The sequence below is a fragment of the Myxococcales bacterium genome, assembly GCA_023898405.1.
Lineage (GTDB): Bacteria > Myxococcota > UBA727 > UBA727 > JABDBI01.
Genome location: CP060221.1, coordinates 815,647 through 839,518 on the forward strand (window position 1 = coordinate 815,647; position 23,872 = coordinate 839,518).

The 23,872-nt window shown below is 39.5% G+C and carries 18 protein-coding genes; 4 read left to right on the plus strand and 14 right to left on the minus strand.

The features are described 5' to 3' along the window. Positions 1–8 precede the first annotated feature (8 nt). From H6731_03690 to H6731_03750, 13 genes are all read right to left on the minus strand, one after another. Complete coding sequence (locus tag H6731_03690) at positions 9–2,300, minus strand: ribonucleoside-diphosphate reductase subunit alpha (GenBank protein ID USN51519.1); 2,292 nt, start codon at positions 2,298–2,300, stop codon at positions 9–11. A 445-nt stretch (positions 2,301–2,745) separates the two neighbouring features. After that, positions 2,746–4,953 carry a hypothetical protein gene (locus tag H6731_03695; protein ID USN51520.1) on the minus strand — a complete coding sequence of 736 codons (2,208 nt, stop codon included), beginning with the start codon at positions 4,951–4,953 and terminating at the stop codon, positions 2,746–2,748. Positions 4,954–5,291: 338 nt separating this feature from the next. Then, positions 5,292–6,620: an AMP-binding protein gene (locus tag H6731_03700; protein ID USN51521.1), complete on the minus strand. Its 1,329-nt coding sequence runs from the start codon at positions 6,618–6,620 to the stop codon at positions 5,292–5,294. Positions 6,621–6,623: 3 nt separating this feature from the next. Continuing rightward, positions 6,624–7,565, minus strand: a complete 942-nt coding sequence (locus H6731_03705) for a hypothetical protein (protein ID USN51522.1) — start codon at positions 7,563–7,565, stop codon at positions 6,624–6,626. Further along, positions 7,552–8,454 (minus strand): 1,4-dihydroxy-2-naphthoate octaprenyltransferase, encoded by a 903-nt coding sequence (gene menA / locus H6731_03710; GenBank protein ID USN51523.1) that lies wholly within the window; start codon positions 8,452–8,454, stop codon positions 7,552–7,554. Before menA ends, H6731_03705 begins: the two co-directional genes overlap by 14 nt. Then, a complete protein-coding gene (locus tag H6731_03715) occupies positions 8,451–10,082 on the minus strand; it encodes an FAD-dependent monooxygenase (protein ID USN51524.1) in 1,632 nt (543 codons plus the stop codon). Before H6731_03715 ends, menA begins: the two co-directional genes overlap by 4 nt. Positions 10,083–10,091: 9 nt before the next feature. Next, positions 10,092–10,913, minus strand: a complete 822-nt coding sequence (menB, locus tag H6731_03720) for a 1,4-dihydroxy-2-naphthoyl-CoA synthase (GenBank protein ID USN51525.1) — start codon at positions 10,911–10,913, stop codon at positions 10,092–10,094. Positions 10,914–10,944: 31 nt separating this feature from the next. Continuing rightward, on the minus strand, positions 10,945–12,636 hold the full coding sequence (menD, locus tag H6731_03725; GenBank protein USN51526.1) for a 2-succinyl-5-enolpyruvyl-6-hydroxy-3-cyclohexene-1-carboxylic-acid synthase: 1,692 nt from the start codon (positions 12,634–12,636) through the stop codon (positions 10,945–10,947). Positions 12,637–12,853: 217 nt separating this feature from the next. Continuing rightward, the gene (locus H6731_03730) at positions 12,854–14,224 is read right to left on the minus strand and encodes an isochorismate synthase (protein ID USN51527.1); all 1,371 of its coding nucleotides are present in this window, start codon (positions 14,222–14,224) and stop codon (positions 12,854–12,856) included. Next, a complete protein-coding gene (ubiE, locus tag H6731_03735; GenBank protein USN51528.1) occupies positions 14,218–14,925 on the minus strand; it encodes a bifunctional demethylmenaquinone methyltransferase/2-methoxy-6-polyprenyl-1,4-benzoquinol methylase UbiE in 708 nt (235 codons plus the stop codon). Before ubiE ends, H6731_03730 begins: the two co-directional genes overlap by 7 nt. Before the next feature lie 437 nt (positions 14,926–15,362). After that, positions 15,363–16,736: a PD40 domain-containing protein gene (locus H6731_03740; protein USN51529.1), complete on the minus strand. Its 1,374-nt coding sequence runs from the start codon at positions 16,734–16,736 to the stop codon at positions 15,363–15,365. A gap of 9 nt (positions 16,737–16,745) precedes the next feature. Beyond that, positions 16,746–17,480, minus strand: coding sequence for a TonB C-terminal domain-containing protein (locus H6731_03745; protein ID USN51530.1), 735 nt, complete (start codon positions 17,478–17,480; stop codon positions 16,746–16,748). 13 nt (positions 17,481–17,493) lie between these two features. Beyond that, the gene (locus H6731_03750) at positions 17,494–17,901 is read right to left on the minus strand and encodes a biopolymer transporter ExbD (protein ID USN51531.1); all 408 of its coding nucleotides are present in this window, start codon (positions 17,899–17,901) and stop codon (positions 17,494–17,496) included. A gap of 253 nt (positions 17,902–18,154) precedes the next feature. Here H6731_03750 and H6731_03755 point away from each other — a divergent pair, with 253 nt between their 5' ends. Together H6731_03755 and H6731_03760 are read left to right on the plus strand one after the other, a co-directional pair. Continuing rightward, a complete protein-coding gene (locus H6731_03755) occupies positions 18,155–18,490 on the plus strand; it encodes a heavy-metal-associated domain-containing protein (GenBank protein USN51532.1) in 336 nt (111 codons plus the stop codon). 2 nt (positions 18,491–18,492) lie between these two features. Continuing rightward, complete coding sequence (locus H6731_03760; protein USN51533.1) at positions 18,493–19,683, plus strand: sensor histidine kinase; 1,191 nt, start codon at positions 18,493–18,495, stop codon at positions 19,681–19,683. Here the strand turns inward: H6731_03760 and H6731_03765 are convergent, their stop codons facing one another. Beyond that, on the minus strand, positions 19,684–20,658 hold the full coding sequence (locus H6731_03765) for a putative sulfate exporter family transporter (GenBank protein ID USN51534.1): 975 nt from the start codon (positions 20,656–20,658) through the stop codon (positions 19,684–19,686). A 180-nt stretch (positions 20,659–20,838) separates the two neighbouring features. Here H6731_03765 and H6731_03770 point away from each other — a divergent pair, with 180 nt between their 5' ends. Both H6731_03770 and H6731_03775 read left to right on the plus strand, forming a co-directional pair. Beyond that, positions 20,839–21,528, plus strand: a complete 690-nt coding sequence (locus tag H6731_03770; GenBank protein ID USN51535.1) for a response regulator transcription factor — start codon at positions 20,839–20,841, stop codon at positions 21,526–21,528. Then, entirely contained in the window at positions 21,525–23,654 is a 2,130-nt protein-coding gene (locus tag H6731_03775; GenBank protein USN51536.1) for a transglycosylase SLT domain-containing protein, read from the plus strand. The genes H6731_03770 and H6731_03775 overlap by 4 nt, the downstream gene beginning before the upstream one ends. The last annotated feature ends 218 nt before the right edge of the window (positions 23,655–23,872 follow it).

The following is a 23,872-nucleotide window of genomic DNA, read 5'->3' on the forward strand; positions in this document are numbered from 1 at the left end:
TCCTATTATTAACCACAAGCTTCGCAAATATCTGGATTTTCTAATGAACAAGCTACAGCTTCTTGGGTACTCACCGCTTTAGTTGTCTTTGATATTTGAGTCGCCGGACGCGAACGCAAATAATAACAAGTTTTCAAACCTGATTGCCAAGCATAAAAATACATTGATGATAATTTACCGATATTCGGTGTTTCCATGAATAAATTAAGTGACTGACTTTGATCAATAAAAGGCCCTCGAGCAACGGCCAAATCGATCAATTCCTTCTGTGGCAATTCCCATGCAGTCCGGTAAAGCCACTTGAGCTGCCCTGGTATCTCATCAATATTCTGCACAGAACCATTGTTAGCAATTATTTGGTCACGAATATCCTGCGTCCAGAGCCCTTGCTTCTTGAGATCCCTAACTAAATATTGGTTTATTTGTAAAAATTCTCCAGACAAGGTTTCTCGTTTGAACAGATTGGACAGTTGCGGTTCGATGCACTCATAACACCCAACAATTGAAGCGATAGTTGCAGTGGGAGCTATTGCTATCGTCAAAGAATTACGCAACCCGTATTTTTTAATGCGCTCTTTGAGAAGATCAAAGCGTTCTTCTTGTTCTGCTTTTTGTCCCCAAAGGTCGAACTGCAATACTCCCTCTTTAGCTTTCGTCAGGCCGAAGTTGGCATGAGGACCTTCTTCTTGAGCCAAATCTACACTAGTAGAAAGGGCCCAGTAATAAATTTCTTCAGCTATTTTGCGAGTAAGAGCTTTGGCATCTGCACTATCAAAGGGCAGGCCCAAGGCAAAAAATACATCTTGCAAGCCCATAACTCCTAAACCTACCGGACGCCATTTTTGATTTGATTTTTTGGTTTCCTCAACCGGATAAAATGTCCTATCTATCACACGATTGAGCTGTCTTATAGCCCTTTGAACAGTGCCTTTAAGTTTAGCAAAATCGAACTGTTTTTGATTAAGGTGCCGAGCAAGGTTTATTGAACCAAGATTACAGACCGCTATCTCATCCTCGCATCCAACTTCCAATATTTCTGTACACAGATTGGAAAGGTGAATAACTTGTTCAGGTTTGCCGGTCTGGTTGGATTTTTTATTGCTAGTATCTTTAAAGGTCATCCACCCATTGCCAGTTTGGGCCAAGGTTTTCATCATGCGTCCATAAAGATCACGAGCTTTAATCTGCCGGGTGTACAGACCTTTTTTTTCGGCATCTTGATAAATTTGATTAAATTCATCGCCATAAGTTTCACACAATAAAGGAACACAGCTCGGATCAAATAAGGACCAAAGTTCATCTTGTTTTACGCGTTCCATAAAGAGATCGGGAACCCAGTTTGCAAGATTGAGATTATGAGTGCGTTGCGCTTCGTCTCCAGTGTTATCACGCAGCTCTAAAAATTCTTCAATATCACTGTGCCACGTTTCTAAATATATGCAGCATGCTCCCTTTCTACGGCCACCTTGATTGACTGCCGATACAGATGAATCTAAAGTTTTAAGCCATGGAACAATACCGCTTGAGCGGCCGTTAGTCCCCTTGATCAATGAGCCCCTAGAACGCACTTTAGAATAAGAAATACCTATTCCTCCACCGTGTTTGGATAATTTAGCCACATCCATATAGCGCTTATAAATTCCCTCGAGACTATCGTTAGGAGAATCAACCAAAAAACATGAGGAAAGCTGAGGATTTTTAGTGCCTGCATTAAATAAAGTCGGGCTACCTGGCATATAAGAAAAAGATGCCATTTGTTGGTAAAGATCTATAACGCTTGGCAGATCTTGAAAAATTCCTGATGCCACACGCAATAACATATACTGAGGGCGTTCTATGACAGTACGTTTGGTGGGATGTCGCAATAAATAACGGTCATAGATTGTTGCAAGGCCAAAGTAGGTAAACAGATCGTTGTAAGAATCATCCACAACTCTATTAAGCTCTGCTTGATTTTCATTCACAAAATTAAAAATACTTTCACTTAGTAAACCTTGCTCAAACCCAAGTTTGATGGAATCAAAAAAATTATGCACACTCTCGACAGCTACTTCATCTGAGATTTTTACATTGAGCAAACGTACTGCAAAAACGCCAAAATCAGGTTCTTCAACAATACGTGAAGCAGCCTGCCTAATCAAAAGATCGCAAATTTCCGTATCGGACATTTGGTCTTGAGCACTCTGCTTAAATCTGTTGAGCATATCTTTGGGATTTATAAGAAGCCCTTGAGAAAAACGAGTCACTATATGTTCACTTCGTTCATCCAAATTTTTCATCAATTTTCCTCGATCATGCATAAATAAGCCCCTTAGTTTTTTGTTCCCTCTTTTGGATTGATAATGAAAACCATTAAAAAATCTTCCAAGAAACTTTTATTCTAACAAAACAAGAAATCTATAATTTAAGTTTTTATCGGTTCTGGCCACTAATTCTTGCTTGGATCAATTTCATATTTTTTCAAAGCCTGATAGCAAAGTGCTGCTCAAAGGCTCTATACACTTAATAAAACCAAATAACTGCCAAACAAAATGCCGCAAAACAAAATACGATAAAAACGTGACCACCACCAAATATGGTTGGCCAACATTAGGGGCAAAACCAAAGAATGCAAGCCTTGATTTTTTTTTGTTAGCAAATTGGAAAATTAAATTTCAAATAATGCAATAAGATGTTTTTATGGTCCTGTCCAAATAAAAAACCCCAACTTAAGTTGGGGTTTTCAAGCTTAATCAAGACTTACTATTAAGCTTCATTTTTATTAGCATCAGCCGCAGCATCATTATTGACTACTGGTTCTTCACCACCTGCTGCTGGCGGCAATGCACCACCTGGAGCAAGCGGATCACCAGGAGCAACTGGTACCAAAGGATTACCCATAACTTGTGGAACATATGGTACGCCTGGGGCTCCAGCAAAACCGGTAAATTCAGGCACACATGGAAGAACAATGTCATAATCGCTGCAGCAGCTGTCTTCTGCTCTGATCAAGACACGATCGCCTTCAACAAGAGTAGGTATTGCAGCCATCATAGCACCTACGTCATCAGTTCTACGAATAGTACGTGGGCCTTTGAATACTGCTTCATCAAATTTTTGAATGTAGAGTTCAACATCAAGATCTGGTCCAAGCCATCCTGGATTTACGATAACGTTACCAGCAACACCATGGATAGAGTTCATGCTCCAGAAACCAACATCTTCACTTTGCCATCTTTGGTTAGAACGGCTGTTCGAGAAGCATTGAGAACGAACTGCAAACTCTGCAGCTACCAATGGTTTAATGGTGCTTGCCAATTCACATTCATCGTTAAAGCAGCACTCATCAAGACGTTCTTGGAAGTCAACAGTTGCAAAGAATTGACGAGCCCAAATATCTGATGCTTCATAGCAGTTTGCTATGTTTTCTCTGATTGCATAGCGTCCACTGGAAGAACTTCCGTCCCATGTAGTAAGAGTGAAGCCCAGAAATGCTCTTTCACCGTCAGTTTCTTCTTCGTTAAGCTCATAATCACCGCGCAATCCTAGGAAAAGATCATCAGTAGCCTCATCGAAGGTTATATGAAGAACATCACGGAAATCTTGTTGACGATGTCCAAGTAATTCTACAGTCAATACACGCTCTGACATTGGAGAATCTGAACCATTGTAGAATATTGCCCAGTAATCATTGTCATCTACAACAGCATCACCATCTGAAGTCAAGTACACAACTGCATCATCACCACCAAATAGATTGGAGAAAGTAACACCTGAACCGGTCAAAACATCTTGTTCATCATCATCGGTATTGGTGAACTCAATCAAGCTGGTAAGAGAGCATGCATCGTCATACTTATCATGATCCAAAGGACGACCGTTACCTTCACGAACGTTGAATACGCTTACATCCATATCAGCAACGATACCGACTTGATCATGAACCGTTCCCATAAAGTCTGAGTCATCAAAAATGTAGCTTTTAACTGGAGTAAAGGCTGCCAAGTTAACATTCAAAGCACCATCAAGATCAACACCGCAAAGCCTATCTACAATACCATTGGTACCGATCAGGATTGGGTCATGGTCAACAGCAACTTCAAGAGGACCAAATGGAGGATCTTCATCATCAATATCTATTGGAAGCTCATCGATAATATCAGCTCTTTCTAGACCACCACCATTATGACGACGTTCTGCCATACAAATTGGTGGACGTGTCGGTGTAAGGAAATTTTGATTTTCTCTGAGTGCTTTGTAAAGTGACTCATCATCAAAAATCATTGTTTGTGTATCCGACATATCTTCAAGTTCATCATAGATACGATCAGTCAAGATCAAACCTTGAAGATTAGCTAGCCAGGTAGCGCAATCAACTTGACTTGGGTTCCAAGCTTCAGCACGACGTTCTGCTGCTCGTTTGTAGTAATCCCACAATGCGCTTTCAGCTGGTCCAAGCAACCATACTGCTTGATCATAGCAGTTTGGTGGAACCAAAATTTCGAACGTGCGGCATTCCATTTCTTCATCGTTATCAAGATCTGCCAATGGAAATGCATCGTTGTATGCTGTGATTACCAGTGGTCGTGAAAACATGAATGATGGAAGGCCAAGAGCAGCTGTACCATCTGGGCCCGTTTCTCCAAAGAAAGCTGGGCTGGTAGCACGAGCTTGATCATCGATGCTTCTCACTTCAAAACGCCAGTCATCTAAAAAGCGTTCATTGTGTGGGCTTACAGGATCAGATTTCACCATTAATTCGATAACGCCCCAATTAGAAGCTGGTTCCACTACAGGACCTTCGGTAATTTCTGTTGGTAAGCCACTTGGTGGTGTTACAACATTATTTGCATCTTGACCTTCATGATTATCTTTTGAGGCACCATTACAGCTCGTTACGAGCATGGTTGCTGCTAAAAGTGCGCTTAACACACTAGCAACCTTGAGCCCCCTGACGAAAAAGTTCTTTGCCATTTCTCATTCCTCCATGAGAGGGAAGGAAAAATCTCCCCTTGCATGGAAAAACTTAATGCGCATGAAAATTTGACCGCAACTTTTTGTCCAAATAAAAAATAGTTTTTGTTGCCATATTTTTAAAAAAATCCAATAAATTTCGGCTATTAAGCGATTAAAAATATTCATTCTACAAAAAATTTGATTTAAATATTTAAACACCAACTATGACAACTTTGTCCATTCAGCTTGTCTGTGTTTGTCTCACATCCTGGTAATTTTTCATATCAACAGGAGCTAAAAACACTAAAAATCTCACCCTGTCACTTATGCACAGCAGAAGAAAAAATTAACTAGGCTCATTCGAGATCCATCAGCTTCAGCCTTAAGGCGAGTGCATGACGAGGCTTTTTAGATTCAAACGCTATATCGCAAGGCCAATCAAAAAAAAATTTTGGACATTTATAGCGCGCAAGGTACTTCTCAAGCCACACAGCAATTTTTTCTTGTTCGCACTTATTTTGATACCATTTTATAAAAGCCATTGGGCGTTTTCCATAGCTCTCATCTGAAATACCCAACACAACACATGCTTCGATCGAAGGATGTTGTTCCAAAATCCTTTCTACTTCCTCAGCCTGTATATTTTCTCCACCAGAAATAATTCTGTTATTTTTTCGACCGATTATTTGAAGTCGATTGTGATCATCAATTTTTCCAATATCACCCGTTGCAAAAAAACCTCCGCTCGTGAGCGAAGAAAAAATTTGCCCATCTTTAATATAACCCTCAAACAGACTCTCACCCTTAACAAGAATTTCTCCATCATGGGCGAGCAGCACTTGAGCATGAGGCAAACTACCACTTAAAGGTGAAGAAGCATTGCTCCAAATCATGGATGCAGATTCGGTCATGCCATAAGTTTCAAACAAAGGCCATCGTCTTTTAAGTGCCTCTTTTTGATCTTGAGTGTTCAGCCCATCGCCCCCAACAATGACAGCATTAAGATTGGATAGATCAACTGCAGCACTCAATAGTTTTTTCACTTGAGCTGGAACCACAGAACAATGGCTTACTGGCCAGAATTTTTTAGAAGAAGTTAATGATTCGCCCATAGCCAACAAATAAACAGAGGCTCGAGCATACAGTGCTCGCATCACAACACTAAAACCGCTGACATGATAAAGAGGCAGCGATAATAACCAGCACGATGTTGGCTCATATTTAAAATAACGACTCACCTCTTGAGCACTAGCCTTATGGGCTTTACTGCTTATCACCGCGTTTTTTGGAGCCCCAGTACTTCCTGAGGTACGCATGATGGTGGAAAAATTATTTTTTGATTGATAATTGCTTTTTGGAAATTCCCGCAAATTTGAAATGTGGCAACTAAAACAAGATATATCCTCAACAATTTTGCCATCACCAGAATAAAAAATCTGGTGTACTCCCAGTTCTTTGAGCCATACATCAATTACCAAGGCAGGTTCTCTTAGAGAGCACAGCACAATTTCCAAACCAAGTTTCATTGCTGCCAATAAGAGCACAATGCCATCAGGTGATGTATCCACATAAAGCGCGACTCTATTCTTCGAAACAACGCCAGATAATCTACAAGCTATGTCTTTTACTTTTTCTTCTAGCTCAGAGGCGCTGATATTGAGATGGGAACCTTTTATGCTAAACATTTTTTATTGCCCCACCCAGATATCGCTAACAATTCCATGGGCATCATCTTGCAATTGCAATGCATCAACCACATGCGCCATTAGGCTGCTATAAAAAGGGCTTTCAAAACAATGACTAAAAATAGGCTTAATGCCTTTTGACTGTAGTTCACAACAGAAATTCATTAGCCAAAAAATATTGTTGAAGCGGCTGGCTTTGACCACGGCATAACGTGCTTGGCTTTCATCAAAAATTTTTTCCCAATTCTTTTCATCAAATGATTCATCAAGGGCAATCTCAACTCTTGTTTTATTTTGTAGTTCTTTAAGGCGCACAATCTCATAAGTTGGTTCTTCAATATAGCGAATAGTGCAGCGCTCTACTTCATGCAAAAATTTTTTGGCTTCTTCAAAATTTAATTTCTTGTTGGCATCAATTCTCAGTTCAATATCATCACCAACAATTTTTCTGATACTTTTGATACGCTCTATCTCTTCATCAATATTTTTATTGATTTTTATTTTAAGACACCTATTACCGCCCACTATGACCGACCTTAGGTGAGAAGTTTCATGATGAGGAAGAATCAAAGAAGAGTATGAAATTTTTGGTCTAAAATAATTATTTTTTTTTATTTGTGCATCAAATAAAAGCACGCTCAAAATAAAACTCACTGGATAACAAAATGAATCACGAAAAATACCATCGAGCAGTTTTAAATCTTTTTCTTCTACAAGCTCCATGATTTTTTTTAACTCAGACTTTTTAACCAGAGATAAGAGCTTGCTCACTTGTTCTATTGAATGAGTATGAATTCCATCAAGCGGAGCCCACTCCGATAAAGCTACACAATTATTTTTTTGCATGAGTCGGCAGCGTATAACAAAACGCGAAGCCGATGGAAAATACGATAATCCATCAGGGCCACATCTGAGTTCTAGCTTGCAAATGTCAAGGCGATCCATAAATGAGACCTAAACTGAGCACTGCCCCATACACATAAAGAGACTTAGCTATCCCTGCTAACATCTGGTTAAACTGAGCACCTATAGGCTGCTTCAACACCATAGGAAACAAACGCACAGGGAAATAAAGCGCAAGCAAGGATAGAAGTACCGGCCAACGAAAATCATGCATCATCATCAATAATAATGGCGTACACCCAGCCAAGAGCACCAATGTTACGATGGCAAAACGAGAACTTCTAACTCCAAAACGTACTGCAAGCGTTTTTTTATGATGTTTGCGATCCTCGCTTATATCGCGCAAATTATTAGTCATTATTAATGCCGTAGAAAGCAAAGCTGGGGCAATACTCAAAACTGTCCCCTCGCTTGGCCACGAAAGTGTCTGTATGTAATATGAGCCTATGAGAGGTACTGGTCCAAAAAATATGAGCACCGCAATTTCTGAAAAACCCAAATAAGCGAGAGGCTTTGGCCCAGCCGTATACCAAATACTCGTCACAACAGAAAAAAGCCCAAGCCAAAATACCATCTGCCCACCGCGAATGGTGAGCATGATACCCAAAGAACCAATAGCAAGTATGGCGATAGCAATGCCTATTTTCATTGCACGAACAGAAAGCCAGCCCATCTGCAAAGCACGAGGTGGTCCTATACGTTGTTTAGTGTCACCTCCTCTCATAAAGTCGCCATAATCATTGACAATATTGGCAAGAATTTGCAAGAGCAGGGCGCATAACCACGTTACAAAAAACCAAAACAAGGAAAATTTCCCTTGAGAAAGGGCCAAAAAAGAGCCTAAAAAAATTGGGCATGATATGGCACCCAAAGTTTGTGGCCGTGCAGCTTTGACCCAAGCTGCAAAGGAATTTTTTTTGATCTTCATCACACTTTTTTCCGTATCAAAAAGCGAGCAAGATTATCTTTAAGGTGTTCCAGCTCATCAATACCACCGATACAAAACAAATGATGATCTGGACGGATCATCATAAAAAATATATCCTCTTGAGCCTTGAAAAAATTATGCTCAGACAAAAGGTAATACTCTTTATTGCTTATAATTTTTTCAGCATCGTAATCACTAGCAAACACTGGAATTATTTTTACCTGATAAGAGTGGCATAAGTATTCAGCCTTTCTCATTATCGATTCACAATTCGGCTTATCAACGCTCGGAGGAAAAAAAAGTAATAGACTAAAAAATTCTCCTTGGACAATGCTATGAATATCGGTTTTTTGTACGTCACTGCCAATCAAAACCCAGTTGGGAACTCGAGCACCAATACTCACTCCAGGCAAAACCAGTGGATGTTTTTCTTGGCACATACAGCCATGAGCATAGCGAATAGCTGTTTGTGAAATAATGCGTAAAAGACGAGACTGATAAGATTTAAAACTCAATATTTTTGGAAGAACAAGTTTGCGAAATAAACGTGCAAAAATCGATCCATGCACCATGAAACGAAACATGCGATCGGTGTATTTAATCAAGAAATCGCCCACTGGTTTGCGTTCTTGATGATAGGTCGACAGCAAAGATGGATGAGCATTACCGCGTAGTACCAAAGCCACTTTGTAGCAAAGATTGAGCGCATCTTGTAAGCCGGTATTCATACCTTGCCCACCTGCTGGGCTGTGAATATGCGCTGAATCTCCTACCAAAAAAACTCTTCCTTCTTGATAATGTGAAGCACTTCGACATTGAACAAAAAATCTCGAAACCCAACCAACATTTTTTATTTTGGCTGAAAAAGGAACCAGCTGATCGAGCAGACTTTGAAACTCTGCTTGATCTGGCTCAGCTGCTTTTTTTGAGCGTTCGTTTGGGCGTACTGAGATTAGGCGAAAATGATTTTTGCCAAACATTGGAATGAGGGCTAAAAACTTTTTTTCCTTAAAATAAATTCTAAATAATCGTTCAGAAAGTTTAGTGTTTAGTTCTACGTCAGCTAAGATAAATGCATCCTCATAGGTTTTACCCAAAAAACTATTGGACATTTTTTTGCGCGTACTACTATGTGCACCATCTGCTCCAATCAAATAACTGAAATTGAACGTGGATAAATCTCCACTTTGTTGTTTAAGCACAGCCTCAATGTTTTCTTGGGTATTCTTAAAGTCAATGAGTTCAACACCTCGTTCAACACTAATTTTTTTGCTGTTAAGAGCGTGCTCTAAAACTTCTTCAGTGTAAGCTTGATCAACAATAGCCGGCCGCTTGAATTGAGAAAAATAAAGTTTGGGATCCAAATCGATGGGCACAGCATTTTCAGTGTTGATTTGAAAATTATCGATCACAATTCCTTTCTTCATGAGATCTTGCAAAATCCCCAATGAAGAAAAAATTTCCAAAGTTCGAATCTGAACCCCAATAGCTCGTGAATAAATGCTTTTTGATAAATTTTTCTCAATAATTCTAATAGGAATATTCAAGCGAGAAAGTATCAATGCCGCCATTAAACCGCTGGGTCCAGCTCCCACAATCAGGACTGGATCAATTTTATTCGTACTCACCATAATAATTTTTTATGGTTGTCTGGGAAATTTATTGAAGTTTGGCTTACGCTTTTCCAAAAAAGCATTTTTTCCCTCTTGGCCTTCCTCTGTCATATAAAACAACATGGTCGCATTACCCGCCAACTCTTGAAGCCCTGCCTGCCCATCGCAATCAGCATTAAGCGCGGCTTTCAAACAACGAAGAGCAATTGGCGAATGATTGAGAATTTCGTGAGCCCATTTAATAGTTTCATTTTCTAACTCTGCCAGCGGCACAACTGCGTTAACCAAACCCATATCCAACGCCTGTTTAGCATTATACTGGCGACACAAAAACCAAATTTCTCGTGCCTTTTTCTGTCCAACAATGCGCGCCATATAACTTGCGCCATAACCACCATCAAAAGATCCAACTTTTGGACCTGTCTGACCAAAAATGGCATTATCAGCTGCAATGGTTAAATCGCATACCATGTGAAGCACATGGCCTCCGCCTACAGCAAAACCCGCAACCATGGCAATAACCGGTTTTGGCAAAGTACGAATCTGACGCTGTAGATCTAAGACATTGAGACGATTAACTCCACTATCATCAGCATAGCCAGCTTCTTTACGAACACGCTGATCACCACCAGAACAAAAAGCTAAATCGCCTGCTCCGCAAAGAATAACCACACCAATAGAGGCATCTTCTCTAACATCAGCAAAAGCTTTTTTCATTTCTTCTACGGTGAGGGGGCGAAACGCATTCCGAACTTCAGGGCGATTGATAGTAATCTTTGCGATCCCCTTAGTTTTTTCATAAATAATATCTTGAAAAGACTCAGATATGCGCCATTTCATACTGTTCATCGATCACCTCACTGATTTTTTTGCGATGAACTTAGCGGAGTCGTGCTGAAAGACAACAGTCTTTTTTTAGCTCTGCATCAACAATATCTTGATAAAATTGTCTATGAAGCAAAACATTTTGTTCTCTGTTGATCTTTACTTCCACCACTCTCGACGCTTTTTCTTCGAAAAATTTTCTAATAATCGATTGAAAATTTTTTTCATCTGCTAAGAAATAATCTATTTGGTGTGCTTCACAAAGCTGTTCAATATTTACCGTATGAGGCGTATCCAACAAAGGTGTAATCACTTCTTGTTCAGAAGCGATAGGCAAAAAATGAAAAATTCCTCCACCACTGTTGTTGATGACAACAATCATCAAAGGATGTGGAGAATTTTTAAGCGCCATCAATCCATTGCTATCGTGCAAAAAAGCCACGTCTCCTATCAATAAAGTGCTTGGATTTGAAGAGGCAATAGAAACTCCCACCGCAGAACTGATCACTCCGTCAATACCGCTCGCTCCTCGATTAGCAAAAATAGTTATATCTACCTCAAGTGGCAAAGCACATTGATCTACATCTCTGATGGGCATGCTTGAAGAAATAAAAAGGTTGCTCTTTTCACTCATGCAAGCAATCAATTGATTCGCAAAAAATGCTTCATTATTTTGACGGTGTGCCAAAAAAGAAACTACTTTTTTGGCAATAACTTTGTGGGATCCAAGCAAGCGCTGAGTAAAAGAATTATGTGTGCACCCGTATATTTTAATTTCATTAAAAAAATGCTCCCAATCTCCGACATAAACGTGCTCATACACTCCAGTTTGATCGATGGTGATATTATTTTCGTGAAGACGAATAAAGCGAACGGCATGACTCTTTTCAACAAAGTTCCAATAACGCTTTGAAACTACCCTATCTCCAAAGTGAATCACCACATCCGGCCTGAGCTCTTCCATAAACTGCGGGTTAAGCAGCGCAAGATCAAAATGATGCATAATGAGCGGATGAGATTTTAAACGAAGATTGGAAGTTATGTCGGCAAAAATAGGGCATGCAAGTTGCTCGGCAAGCTTTATAATTTTTTCCTGCACCAAAGCTTGGCGCATCTCCCCTACAACAAACAAAATATTTTTTGCCCCAAACAAAGAATTTAACGATGAAGCAGTGGGGTTATAAAACTTTGCTTGGATAAATTTATGCTCAAGACCACTGCTTTCGTACCACGTCTTTGCATCAGAAATATTGTGCAGTGGCTCGCGAAGCTGAATATTTATCTGCACCGGACCAGGATTTACTCCCACAGCATAGCCCAAGGCCTGATCAAAAATGGCCTGGGATTTTTTTATACTCACATTGGTAGAAGGTGGCGCTAGATCATAACTTTTGATGGTGTGCCCTGAAAACAAATGAGCTTGATCAATGGTTTGATTGGCGCCAGTATCTCGCAATTCATAAGGGCGGTCGGCGCTTAAAATAATCATTGGCACTAAACTTGCCTTGGCTTCCACCACTGCAGGCATGAGATTTGCAACTGCAGTTCCCGAAGTCACCACCATAACTCCTGGCATGCCTGTGCATTGAGCATAGCCCAAAGCCATAAAAGCGAGAGAACGCTCGTCGATATGGCTATAAATTTTTGCTCCATCTAAGTGAGCTATGGCTGAGACCAAAGGAGAAGAGCGCGAGCCTGGGGCAACAAAAAAATGATCGACGCCGTTGAAAATCAATCGTTCGATCATTTTATGACACCAATACTGTGTAAAATTTTTGCATTTCATGCGCCAAACTTAGTGCGCAAATTGAGGAGCAAAATGGGTGGTGTTAACTATTTTTTGTGCACACAAAAAATTCAGAAATATTTTCTCCTATTGGGGCCCACCTGAATTTTTAAATTCACAGGTATTTTGACCAAATAAAGCTCTAAGAATTTTTTATCTGAACTCAACCCTCATCTTATCAAGCAAGCTCTTCAAAAACACAAAGGATATTTTTTTGCTTGTTTTCTATCTCTTCCCATTCTTGTTCTGCTTGTGAACCGGGAACAATACCTGAAGCAGCATAGATATAAAGCTGCGCATCTTTATAAAGGGCAGATCGAATCGCCACAGCAAATTCTGCTGAATTTTTAGCAATATAGCCAATGGGTGAGGCAAAAAAGCCTCGGTCGAAGCCTTCGTTGTCACGAATAAATAGCTTAGCTTCATGAGCATTAAGGCCACACACCGCTGGTGTTGGATGCAATGCTTCGATAATTTTATCATCGCTTAGTTTTTCGTCTATTCTTCCGTGATAACGCCTGCGCAAATGCTGAACAAAAGGCAAGCTTAATATTTCAAGCTTCGACGTAAAAAGATCCGATATTCCAAACTCTCTCATGCGATCTTCAATATGTTTTGATACAAAAAAATGCTCTGACTTGTCTTTATGGCTGGCAAATAATTCTTTTCTCAACAGCTCATCTTCTTGTTCATACTTGGAACGAGGGCGTGTGCCTGCAAGGGATTCAGTTTCAAAATTTTGTCCAATTCGGCGATAGAGCAACTCTGGAGTTGCGCCCAAAAAAGTACTGCCAAAACCATTGTCAAACATAAAAAGAAAAGCATGGGGAACTTCTTTTAATCGCAAAAATATATGCAGCGGATCAAAAGATTTTGAAAAAGTTCGCCTGGTGCAACGACCTATCACAACTTTTTTATAGTGTTCATTAGACATTAAAAGCGACAAGGCCTGTTCGATGATCGTCTTGTAACTATCGAACGAGGGATACACATAATCGTTAAAGCTATAGTCAATACTTTCCAAGACCACCTTATTGTTCATGATTGCCATAAGAATAGTCTGAGCATGATCAAGCCAAACTTTTGAAGGTAATCCTCCCAAACGATAATTGAGACTAAGCCTGAATCCTTCAGCAGAATGCTTCATTAAAAGCATTGGCAAAACAAAAAACTCACAGCGAAAGTCATGCCACTCAGAAGATATACTGCGGTTTTTATCGAAACGAATTCCACCAAAATAAATTAAGTCATCATTGAGATGAGATTTTTTTTTTACTACTTGGCTTAAAGCGCTCTCATCATCAACATGTGATTGAAAAATAGATTCGCAGGCACCTAAACCCCACCACTCAAGCTCACTATCTCTGCTTTTAAAATAAATACGCCCTATTCCACCCATACAAAAAAATTCTTGTTCACAGGCATGAGCAACATCTAAGCCAACACTAAAATTTTGTGTAAAATCGATGTTTGTCTGCCCTAACCACTGCAATAGGGTACGCGCAGCATCACAAAGACTAAGTGTACTTTTTAAGTTAACACTCAGCACGGATTACTCCCTTCATAAAGTGTAGCAATACCAAAACAAAGAGGAGTTTCCTTTACCGAAACAAAACCTGCGTTGTCTAAAATCTGACAAAAGGCTTTTGAGTAAGGAAAAGATTCCACCGTTTCATTCAAATAACGATAAGCATTTTTCTCTCGGGAAATAATCCCACCTAGCCAAGGAAGAATAAAGCGAAAATAAAACAAATAAATACTGCGTACCCAAAAATTTTTGGGCAGAGAAAATTCAAGAATTAATAATCTTCCGCCAGGTTTTAAAACTCGCGCTATTTCTAGCAAAGATTGTTTAATCGCAGAAAAATTTCGTATGCCAAATGAAATGGTTACAGCATCGAAACAATTATCTTCGAAAGGAAGTTTTTTGGCATCAGCTTTATGAAGGCTCAGTTTATCACTGAGACCAAAAGCTTTAATTTTAGCTCTGCCAATCTCAAGCATTTTTTCCGCTAAATCTACACCTTCACCGCGAGCCATATGAGGATTATTCTTGCATAAAGCGATCAGCACATCTGCCGTGCCTGTCGCCACATCCAAAACCGATAAATTCTCTTGCCTAGGAATCTGACGAACCATTAAATTGCGCCATCGCTGATCCTGTCCCACGGACAGTATTCGGTTAACCGGATCATAAGTCCGAGCAATACGATCAAACATTAAACAAATTTTTTCTTGCTCCAACGACATCGATTCCCCATGCCTCCCACTCATTTGTCTCAGTTTGTATGGTACTAAAAATTTTTGCCAACGCCGTCATAAAGACTGAGCATCTTCAAAAGATTCCAAAGACTTAGAGACTATTAAAAGTGTTTAACAGTCTCTTAAGCTATAAATGCAAATGTGCCAGGGAATATAAAGCTCTACAGCTTAAAAAATAATTTTTTTCCTTACATCACAGTTGAGGATTTTTTAGGCGGGCTTCGAAGTTTTTTTAGCAAGCAATCTCTAAGAGCTAAAAAAATCGGGTGAGAGCATCTCACCCGACAATTTATATAAAAATATTATAACAAATAGTAACGAACATTGGCGCTATTCTAACGCTTCATGTACTACACGGCACCACATTTTCTCACCAAGCTTGCAAGCTATGAAAATTGCTCACACAAAAATAGATCATATTTTTTTTATTCTTTGGGACGTACCACCGCAGAAAGATAGCCCCCATCTGTCGTGAGGCGAAATTGATGATCACCATAGGGCATAGCAAGGTAAAGATCTGAAATAGTGCGCCCCTCGCGTTCCGATGAAAATACCAAAAAACGTCCGGAAGGAAAAAAGAAAGGCTCTTGATTTCTTCCCTGATTTTCAGTTACTCGCGATATTCTCCCTGACGAACGTTCTAATAAAAACACATCAAATACTTTGTTTTCATCGCGGCCCGTGAAAGCAATATATTTTCCATCGGGACTATACTGAGGTGTTTGATTATAACGGCCTTGAAAAGTCATCCTCTTAGCTTCGCTCTTTTTATCATTCAAATTAATGGCTTTTTCATAGATTTGCGGAGTTCCTGAACGACTAGAAACAAAAGCCACCATTTTTTTGTCTGGGCTTATGACAGGAGAAAGATTAAACCCTAAAGACTCTGTAAAAGTTCCAATTATTTTTCCATTAGAATCAATACGATAAATATTTGCGTCAGCCTTATTGAGAGAAAGAGTGAGCAAAAGACCAAGATCACCGGGCAAAACACGTGGTTCTATATTAATACCAGGATTTCTCGTAAGAAACTTAAACTCCTTTTTGCCTATCTCTTGTTCCACAATTCCTTGGCCTTGCTTGGTAATAACCGTATAAAAAATCTTTTTTCCATCTGGGGCGAAATAAGGCATGGTTTTCTTCCAGCTTCCCGTAGTAATTTTTTGCTCATTTTTGCCATCAAAATCCATCAAGACAATTTGCGATTCATTCCCATAACGTTTCACCGCAACTATCTGTGTCAAAAAAATATTTTCGGGGCCTATAAACTCCTCAAAAATGCTCTGAGCTATTAAATGAGAAAACCTGCGTATTTCCTTGCTCGACTCTGAAATATTTACTTGTGATATTTTTTGAGTCATAAGATTTTTATGCCGAATTTCTGCATTCAACTTATCTTTTGAAAAACTTAAACGAATGCGGCTGAGACCTTCTGCTCCTTTTTGCTTTATCAAAGCCTCGGTAGGATTTTTTTCCTGAGGAAGTTTTATTAAAGAAATATTACCGGTAATAAGAAAATCCCTTTCGATTATGTCTCGGATTTCTTGGGCTTGTTTTTGTTGAGCAAGTGAAGCGCCTGCTGCAACTTCTAGTGCGGGAAAATAAAAATTAAAGGCTCTAAATGCGGCCCCTTCAACTCGCAAGCGAGTAGCTCCACTGATATCATTGGCTGAAACTATTTTTTGGGCAGCCTGCATAACATTGTTTTTTTTATCTAAGGGCTGCGATTTATTTTCAAACGTTGGACCGCTTAGGGCATGCACAGCACACAGAATAGTTATCAAAAATAATTGCTTCATTTGGCTTTCCTATTTGACACATTTAAAAGGGCAAAGTTCAATGACTACTCCGTTTTCACTAAGAGCGTTCTGCAATAAAATAGGAACCTCTCCAAAATTATTAACTCGCTTAGCCCCATCTAGCACCGCTTTATCAAAATGCTCATCACCTGATGAACGTTCAAGATTAAGTTTAAAAAGACTTCCATCACGCTGCAGATAGAGCCTGATGATGGCTTGGAGTTTCTGCCCTTGAGGCCCATTGACGTGAGGGGGCACAATAAAAGCCTCCTTGATCAGGGTGTATATCTGATCGAAATAATCACTATCAACCACAAAATCCTCGGGAGCTACATCATCTTTTAACTGCGAGAGATCCTCATTAAAACTAGCGGAGAGTTTTTTTAGAGCTTCGGCATATTCAGCTTTGTGCTCTATCACTCTTTCTGCCTGCTTAACTACAGGCTTAGCCAAATTCTTTATTTTTTTTTGAGCTATCTCAGTTTTTTTTGGGGGCACAGGAGTTTTTGCCGTTGTTTTTTTTTGCACAACTTTTGCCGGGGCTACTTTTTGCGCTGGCTGCACAGTTTTTTTCTTGGGCAATAATTCTTTATCGCGCGCCTTACCTTTAAAAATTACCTTGGCTTCTAAAGGTGCTTGATTTTTTTTGTGCAAAAACCACGAAAAATTTACTCCAGCCCCTAAAAAGCCCAGACCGATGGCATGAATGATCACGCTCACTATCAAAGCTTTTTTCAACAACATTAAACAAACCTTCCTATGGTTTTTCCATAATTATATTTATTTTGCTCGCACCAGCCACATAAGCTGTTGACATAACTTCCATCAAGGTCTTGTGCCTGATATTTTGGTCAGCCTCTACATAGACGGGCTCTCCATCCTTGACTCGAGGATTATCCCTTAAAAATTCTTTGAGCATCTCAAGACTAAACATTTGCTTGGCAATCGAAATATTTTCATCTTTATCAATACTGATAGTCAGCGGCGTCGTCAGCCCCTGAGCATCTGCTCCCTCCCCTTTGGGTAGGTTGACCCCGATAGTTTCAATCATAAAGGGTGCCGTGACCATAAAAATAATTAATAACACCAAAACCACATCCACCATGGGAGTGACATTGATATCTGCAAATAAATCACCTTCTTGGTCTGAACTTAGTAATCCCATAACTTCCTTTTAAGAGACTGTTTTAAAACTAATTGACAAAATTTTTTTGTCTCTTTTTTCCGTGGTTCTCAATAATTTTTTTGCGATATCATCGATATTCCATGAAATTTTTTTATTAATTAAAGCAAAATTAACCGAAAAAAGCATCCCCAACTATTTACAAACCCGTCTCTACGCCTAAAAAATTTGAAACAGAATATTTTTGCCAGACAATCCACAAGGCAAGGATATGCCTCAAAAAAAGGAGCCCGCAATGAAGTTTCCATTCTACATAGCTATTTTAATGGTAATTGGAAGCCAAGCTCTAATTTTTAACGGTTGTGCTCCCTATCATGATGATCATGTTCATGAAAAGATCTACGATAAGAACTTCAGCGCGTCAGATGTGCATAAAACATTCTCTGTAGATAATATCCCTTGTTCAAATTGTTTTAAAGGAATCGTTCGGACTCTAGACATAAGTGGAATAAAAAAAGCTAGAATTAAAATCGGCAGCATCGACAACCTTGAAGTTATCTATGATCCCCAAAAAATCAACGAAGAAGAGATCAAGAAAGCCATAAGAGCCACTGGCAAAGAGGTAAAATAAGCTTGCTTAAAAAAAAAATAGCTTACTCTAACGCAAGCCAGCCCCTTGCACTAAAGCTTGAGCAGAGCTTTTTGTATCGGGCGCAAGCGGCATTTTTTGGCCGCCTGGCCATAAGCTCGCTCTATTCTCTTTTATGGTTTATCGCTTTTGCCGATCACTCCATAACGTTCAAACATTCGTACCTATCTTTATTTTTGATACTCGTCTCATTTGCCTATAACTATGCGTGTTATCAACTAAAATCTCATCAAAAACTAGGAAGATGGGCTTATTTTTTCACACTTATTTTTGATTCACTGCTGCTCGTCTACTTCACATCAGAATCGGGATATCTGCTCTCTCCTCTCGCTGCAATCCATCCATTTATTACTGCATTATTTCTTCTACTTTTTCATAACCCTCTGTTGATGGCGTTCCCCTTGCTCAGCATTCCGGCTATGACAATCCTAAGCCTAAAGGGCAGCCCTGATCCAAGCTTTTTAAGTCTTCTTTGCTCGCTCTTGCTCATCTGCTTTCTCAATGCATTGGCAATTTTTTTAATTTATTTAGTGCACGCTCAAGAACAGCGCCTGACACAATCTCTGCTTGAGATAGAAAAAAAATTGGCTATAGGCAAAGAGCGCCAAAGGATTGCACGTGAATTTCATGACGGTATTGGAGCTCAACTAACCAGCATCGTTATGCAATGCGATTTTATTAAACAACTTTTACAACAAAATCATCTCGAAAAAGAAATCGATGATATACAAAATTGCGCTATTGAATCCATAGATGATATGCGACGCTCCATCGCCTTTCTGAATGATAACTTTGATATCTCTGAACAAATTGTTAGCCTTTGTGAAAACACAAAAAATCGCCACAACATAGCAGTGGAATTAATCGACGTTGAACTCTTAGATAAATTAAATTTTGACCAAAAGTTCGCCGTATGCCGTATTGCCAAAGAAGCAATCAACAACGCTCTAAAGCATGCATGTGCAAGCCAAATTAGTATCAAGGTACACAAGAATAATCAACGGCTCAACATATTAATCAAAGATAATGGGCTTGGCTTTGATATCTCTCAAGAAAAACAATTTCACTATGGTTTAACTAACATGAAAACAAGGGCAGAAATGACTGGCGGAACCTTTGAGTTAAGCTCCCAAAAAAATAAGGGCACAAACATTCAGTTGATTTTTAACGCCTAATCAAGCAATCCAGCCTAAGCTGATAGCAAGCAGCGTAAGAGAACTCACTATCAGCCACAAGACTAGAGCCTGAAAAAATGGCTTAACTCCTACGCCTTTTAAACCTTCTCGATTAAGACTCGCACCGATCAAAAAAAGTGTCACCACCATCAACCGTCGAGCGCCTGTCTCAACAATTGCTCCGATTGGCGCAAGCTCAGGAAAAAAAGTCACCAGTGCAGCTGCAAAAATAAAACCTACAATAAACCATGGACGCCTTATTGGCCCATTTTTTGCTTCACTTTGACTGCGCGATTTTATAAGCCCTATCAGTGCTGCAACGGGAATTATCCATAAGGCTCGTGCTAATTTTATTGTGGTGCCTACTTCCAAGGCCTTAGGCCCATACTCTAAACTCGCACCAACAACCGAACTAGTATCATGAATAGCAAGAGCGCTAAAAAAACCAAATTGCGCTTCACTCAAATGAAAGAAGTGCCCTATGGAAGGAAAAATTATCAATGCCACAGCATTCAGAAGAAAAACTATTATGAGCGCAAGAGACATGTCTCTTTCTTTTGCTCCAATAACAGGAGCCACCGCAGCAATGGCTGATCCACCACAAATTGCGGTACCAGTGCAAATAAGCAGACCTATATCATTTTCAATATTGAATAATTTGCCAAGCAGCATACCAAATAAAAAGGTCAAAGAAATACTAATTACGGTATACCAAATCCCTTCGAGACCCACTTTAGCCACAACACTTAAATCCATCCCCGCTCCCAAACCTATAATTGAGAGAGATAAAAATATGCGCGTTATTTTTTTCATAAATTTTTGGTATGGATTAGCTAAACTCAAAGCCAAAATAAGACCTAAAACAAGCGCCTGCATCGATGAAATAAAAGGAAAAACACAGATAATTGCCACTAAGGGTAACCACAGATAAGAAAATTTTGAAAAAACTGATAGTTTTTGATTTGCTACATTCATATTTATTCCCCGCACTTCTCTCACCTTCATTTGATAATAAATAACTCCTGATTCTTACAAATCAAATAGTTAAGCAAAAACACTCACCAATAAAAAATGTCTTAACCATCGTTTACAAACGTGTTAGGTCTTGATTGATAATTTTTTTAAGCCAAGCAGCGCTTCTATTAACGGTGAAAAATGAATATCATCCGTGTTTTTATTATCGAAGATCAACCGGCTATTTTAAAAGCTCAAGTAAAACTTCTCAGCGTTTATCCTGATATTGAAATCGTCGGCTGTGCCATGTCTGGTGAAGAGGGTATCAAGCGACTTTCTCAATTGACCCAAAAACCTCACGTAGTGTTGTGCGACCTAGGACTGCCAAAAATGAGTGGCATCGAAGTCACCAGGCACATCAAAGAAATGGACTCTCATATCGAAGTTTTAATTTTCACTGTTTTTGAAGATGAAAAAAATGTACTAGCGGCCATTCAAGCAGGGGCATCGGGCTATCTTTTAAAAGGTGCTAAAGCTCAAAAAATCTACGAAGCCTTGAGCGACGTTTATCAAGGTGGCACAGTCATTCAACCCAGTCTTGCTCGACAACTGCTCAAATATTTCTCTATGCCGTTAGAGGGGGTTCCTTCACTTTCACAAAAGCAAGGACCAACTCGCACAACTGAACTTGGTATGGTTTTAAGCATGAGGGAACTTGAGTGTTTACAAATTATCGCTAAAGGTTTGAATAATACAGAGGCCGCTCAGGTTTTGGGAATCTCAACGACAACAATTCGCACCCACCTTGAGCATATATATCAAAAGCTTGACGTTAATAATCGTCTCGAAGCAGTAACCGAAGGAATCAGGCAGGGTATTATTCACCTATGAAAAATTGGTTAATATTTTTTTCTCTTGCGCTAGTGCTTCTATTTTTTAATGCTTGCTTGGCCAAAAAAATTATAAAACCGAGCGATCCGTGCCTCGCCAAGGAATTCGCTCAAAATATTTCCCACTACACATCCCATGAATTATTACAGTTAGAAAAATTATTAAAAAATCGCTTTGGTTTGAGTCAGACCCAGTATGGATGCCAATCGGCATTGCTTGGAAAACTATACATGGCACAAGGGCGCATGAATGAAGCTTCCAGTTCTTTTGGAATTGCTGCTCAAAAACTTCCCGATTTGCAAGATTATTTCATGCTTGCCAAAGCCAAAACTGAATTCAAAAACAGCAATCTTCAAATAGCCCAAAAAATTGTTGAATCAGTGCTCAAAAGCAAGCACTCAAGCGCATTTGTAAATAAAGCTCATCGTCTTTTGGCTGATATTGCTCTGGCCAAACAAGAGGATACATCTATTGTTGAAACTCACAGACAAATCTTGCGTGATAGTGGAGCAAAAAATAAAGACCACTTGTTTAACCTGGCACTTTCATTGAGCAAACTTGGAAATACGAACGAGGCCGATGATGTTTTTAAACAGCTTCTTATTCGCTTTCCTACTTCCCTTGAAGCCCAAAAAGCAACTGAGCTTCGTGGTAAACATCATTTAAAACTTACTATTGATGAACATGAAAAACGATTTAATCAACTTATAGCCAAAATGGCATTTGACCAAGCGGTGGCCGATGCTGATCAAGCGCTTAGGGAACTTAAAAGCAGTGATGATGAAAAACGCAAAAGCATCTACAATAGTTTTGCAGTAAAATCCCTCATCCTGAACAATAAATTCGAGCAAGGCATTGAACGCGCTGCTCAAAGAGCTTTGAGTCCACAAAAAACTCCCAAAGATTTAGAAACTTACGCATGGGCTTTAGGAAAAGTTGACCGTCTTGTTGAAGCTGCAGATTATTATTCGCGCTTTGCCCAGAGTTCAAGCGATAAAAAAGAAAAAGAAAGAGGCTGTTTTTTTGTTGGCTTTTCTCTCTATGAAGCAAATTTGTATTCAATGGCCAACTACTCATGGCAACAGTGCCAGCATCTTATAACTGACAGCAAACTGAAGGAAAAAACTTTATGGTATCAAGCATTGAGCTCAATGCTTATCGGCCATTTTGATCATGCTCAAACACTGCTTGCACAGCTCGTAAAAAAATCTTCCAGCTGTGTTCATGAAAAGTACGTTTATTTTTTGGGCTACAGCCTCCATCAACTTCACAGAAAAAATGCTGGCGATGCACTCCTCAGGAGCTTGGCCCAAAAAAAACAACCAAGCTATTACGTAATGCTTTCAAGAAATTTTTTGGGATTAAAAAAAATCAAAGGGCAAACGTTAAGTGCAGATGCACTCTCGCAATTGGCGAGCAAATGTCAAAAGCCAGTCTGCCAAAATGCACATACGCTTTATCACTTGGGTTTTGGCGATGAAGCACGAGACCTCGTCATGGCAAGCTCACTAAAGAATGAAGATAAACTTGCGATGCTGCAACAATTTGGCAACTACCACGAGGTGTGGCAACGCTCGTATCTACTTCACCCTCAAACTTCGATCAAGAATGCAAGTCTTCACACTGATTATAAAATACGCGCCTCTTACCCTCTGCCTCATAAGGCCTTGATAAAAAGAATGAGCCATAAATATAACGTGCCAGAAAATTTGCTCTATGCCATCATTCACACAGAAAGTGCTTTTCTTACTGATGCCAAAAGTTACCGTGGTGCTTTAGGTTTAATGCAAATGATGCCTTTTGTTGCACACGATTTAGCTGCAAAACTTGATCTTAAACAATTTTCAACCAACCACTTAAAAGATCCTAAAATTTCTTTAGAGCTTGGCGCTTTATTTCTTGCTACTCTCAAACGCCAATTCGATGGCAACCATCTTGTTATCGCTGCCTATAATGCTGGTGCACATCAGATGCAAAAATGGATTGATCGTTTTGGACATCTGCCCCCTGAATTTTTTGTCGAGCGTATTCCCTTTGAGCAAACTCGCGCTTATGTAAAAAAAGTTATGCCATCGGCAAGCCTCTATGCTGCTCTTGATGGCAAAGATCTCAACTTAATTTTTTAGTAACTAACGTGAGATTCCCTCTTGTTATGAATGTTATGGGGATATTAGTTCTTCTCTTAGATTAAAAAGTAGTTTGATTTTAGTACGCGATAGAGAATATGCAGGGGATATCGTGCACAAAAGCGCGGTATACCAGATATACAAGAGCATCCGAGCAGAAAATCATCAAAAATTGGGAACTTTAGACTCTCCAAGGAATAACTTGGCTTATTTTTTGT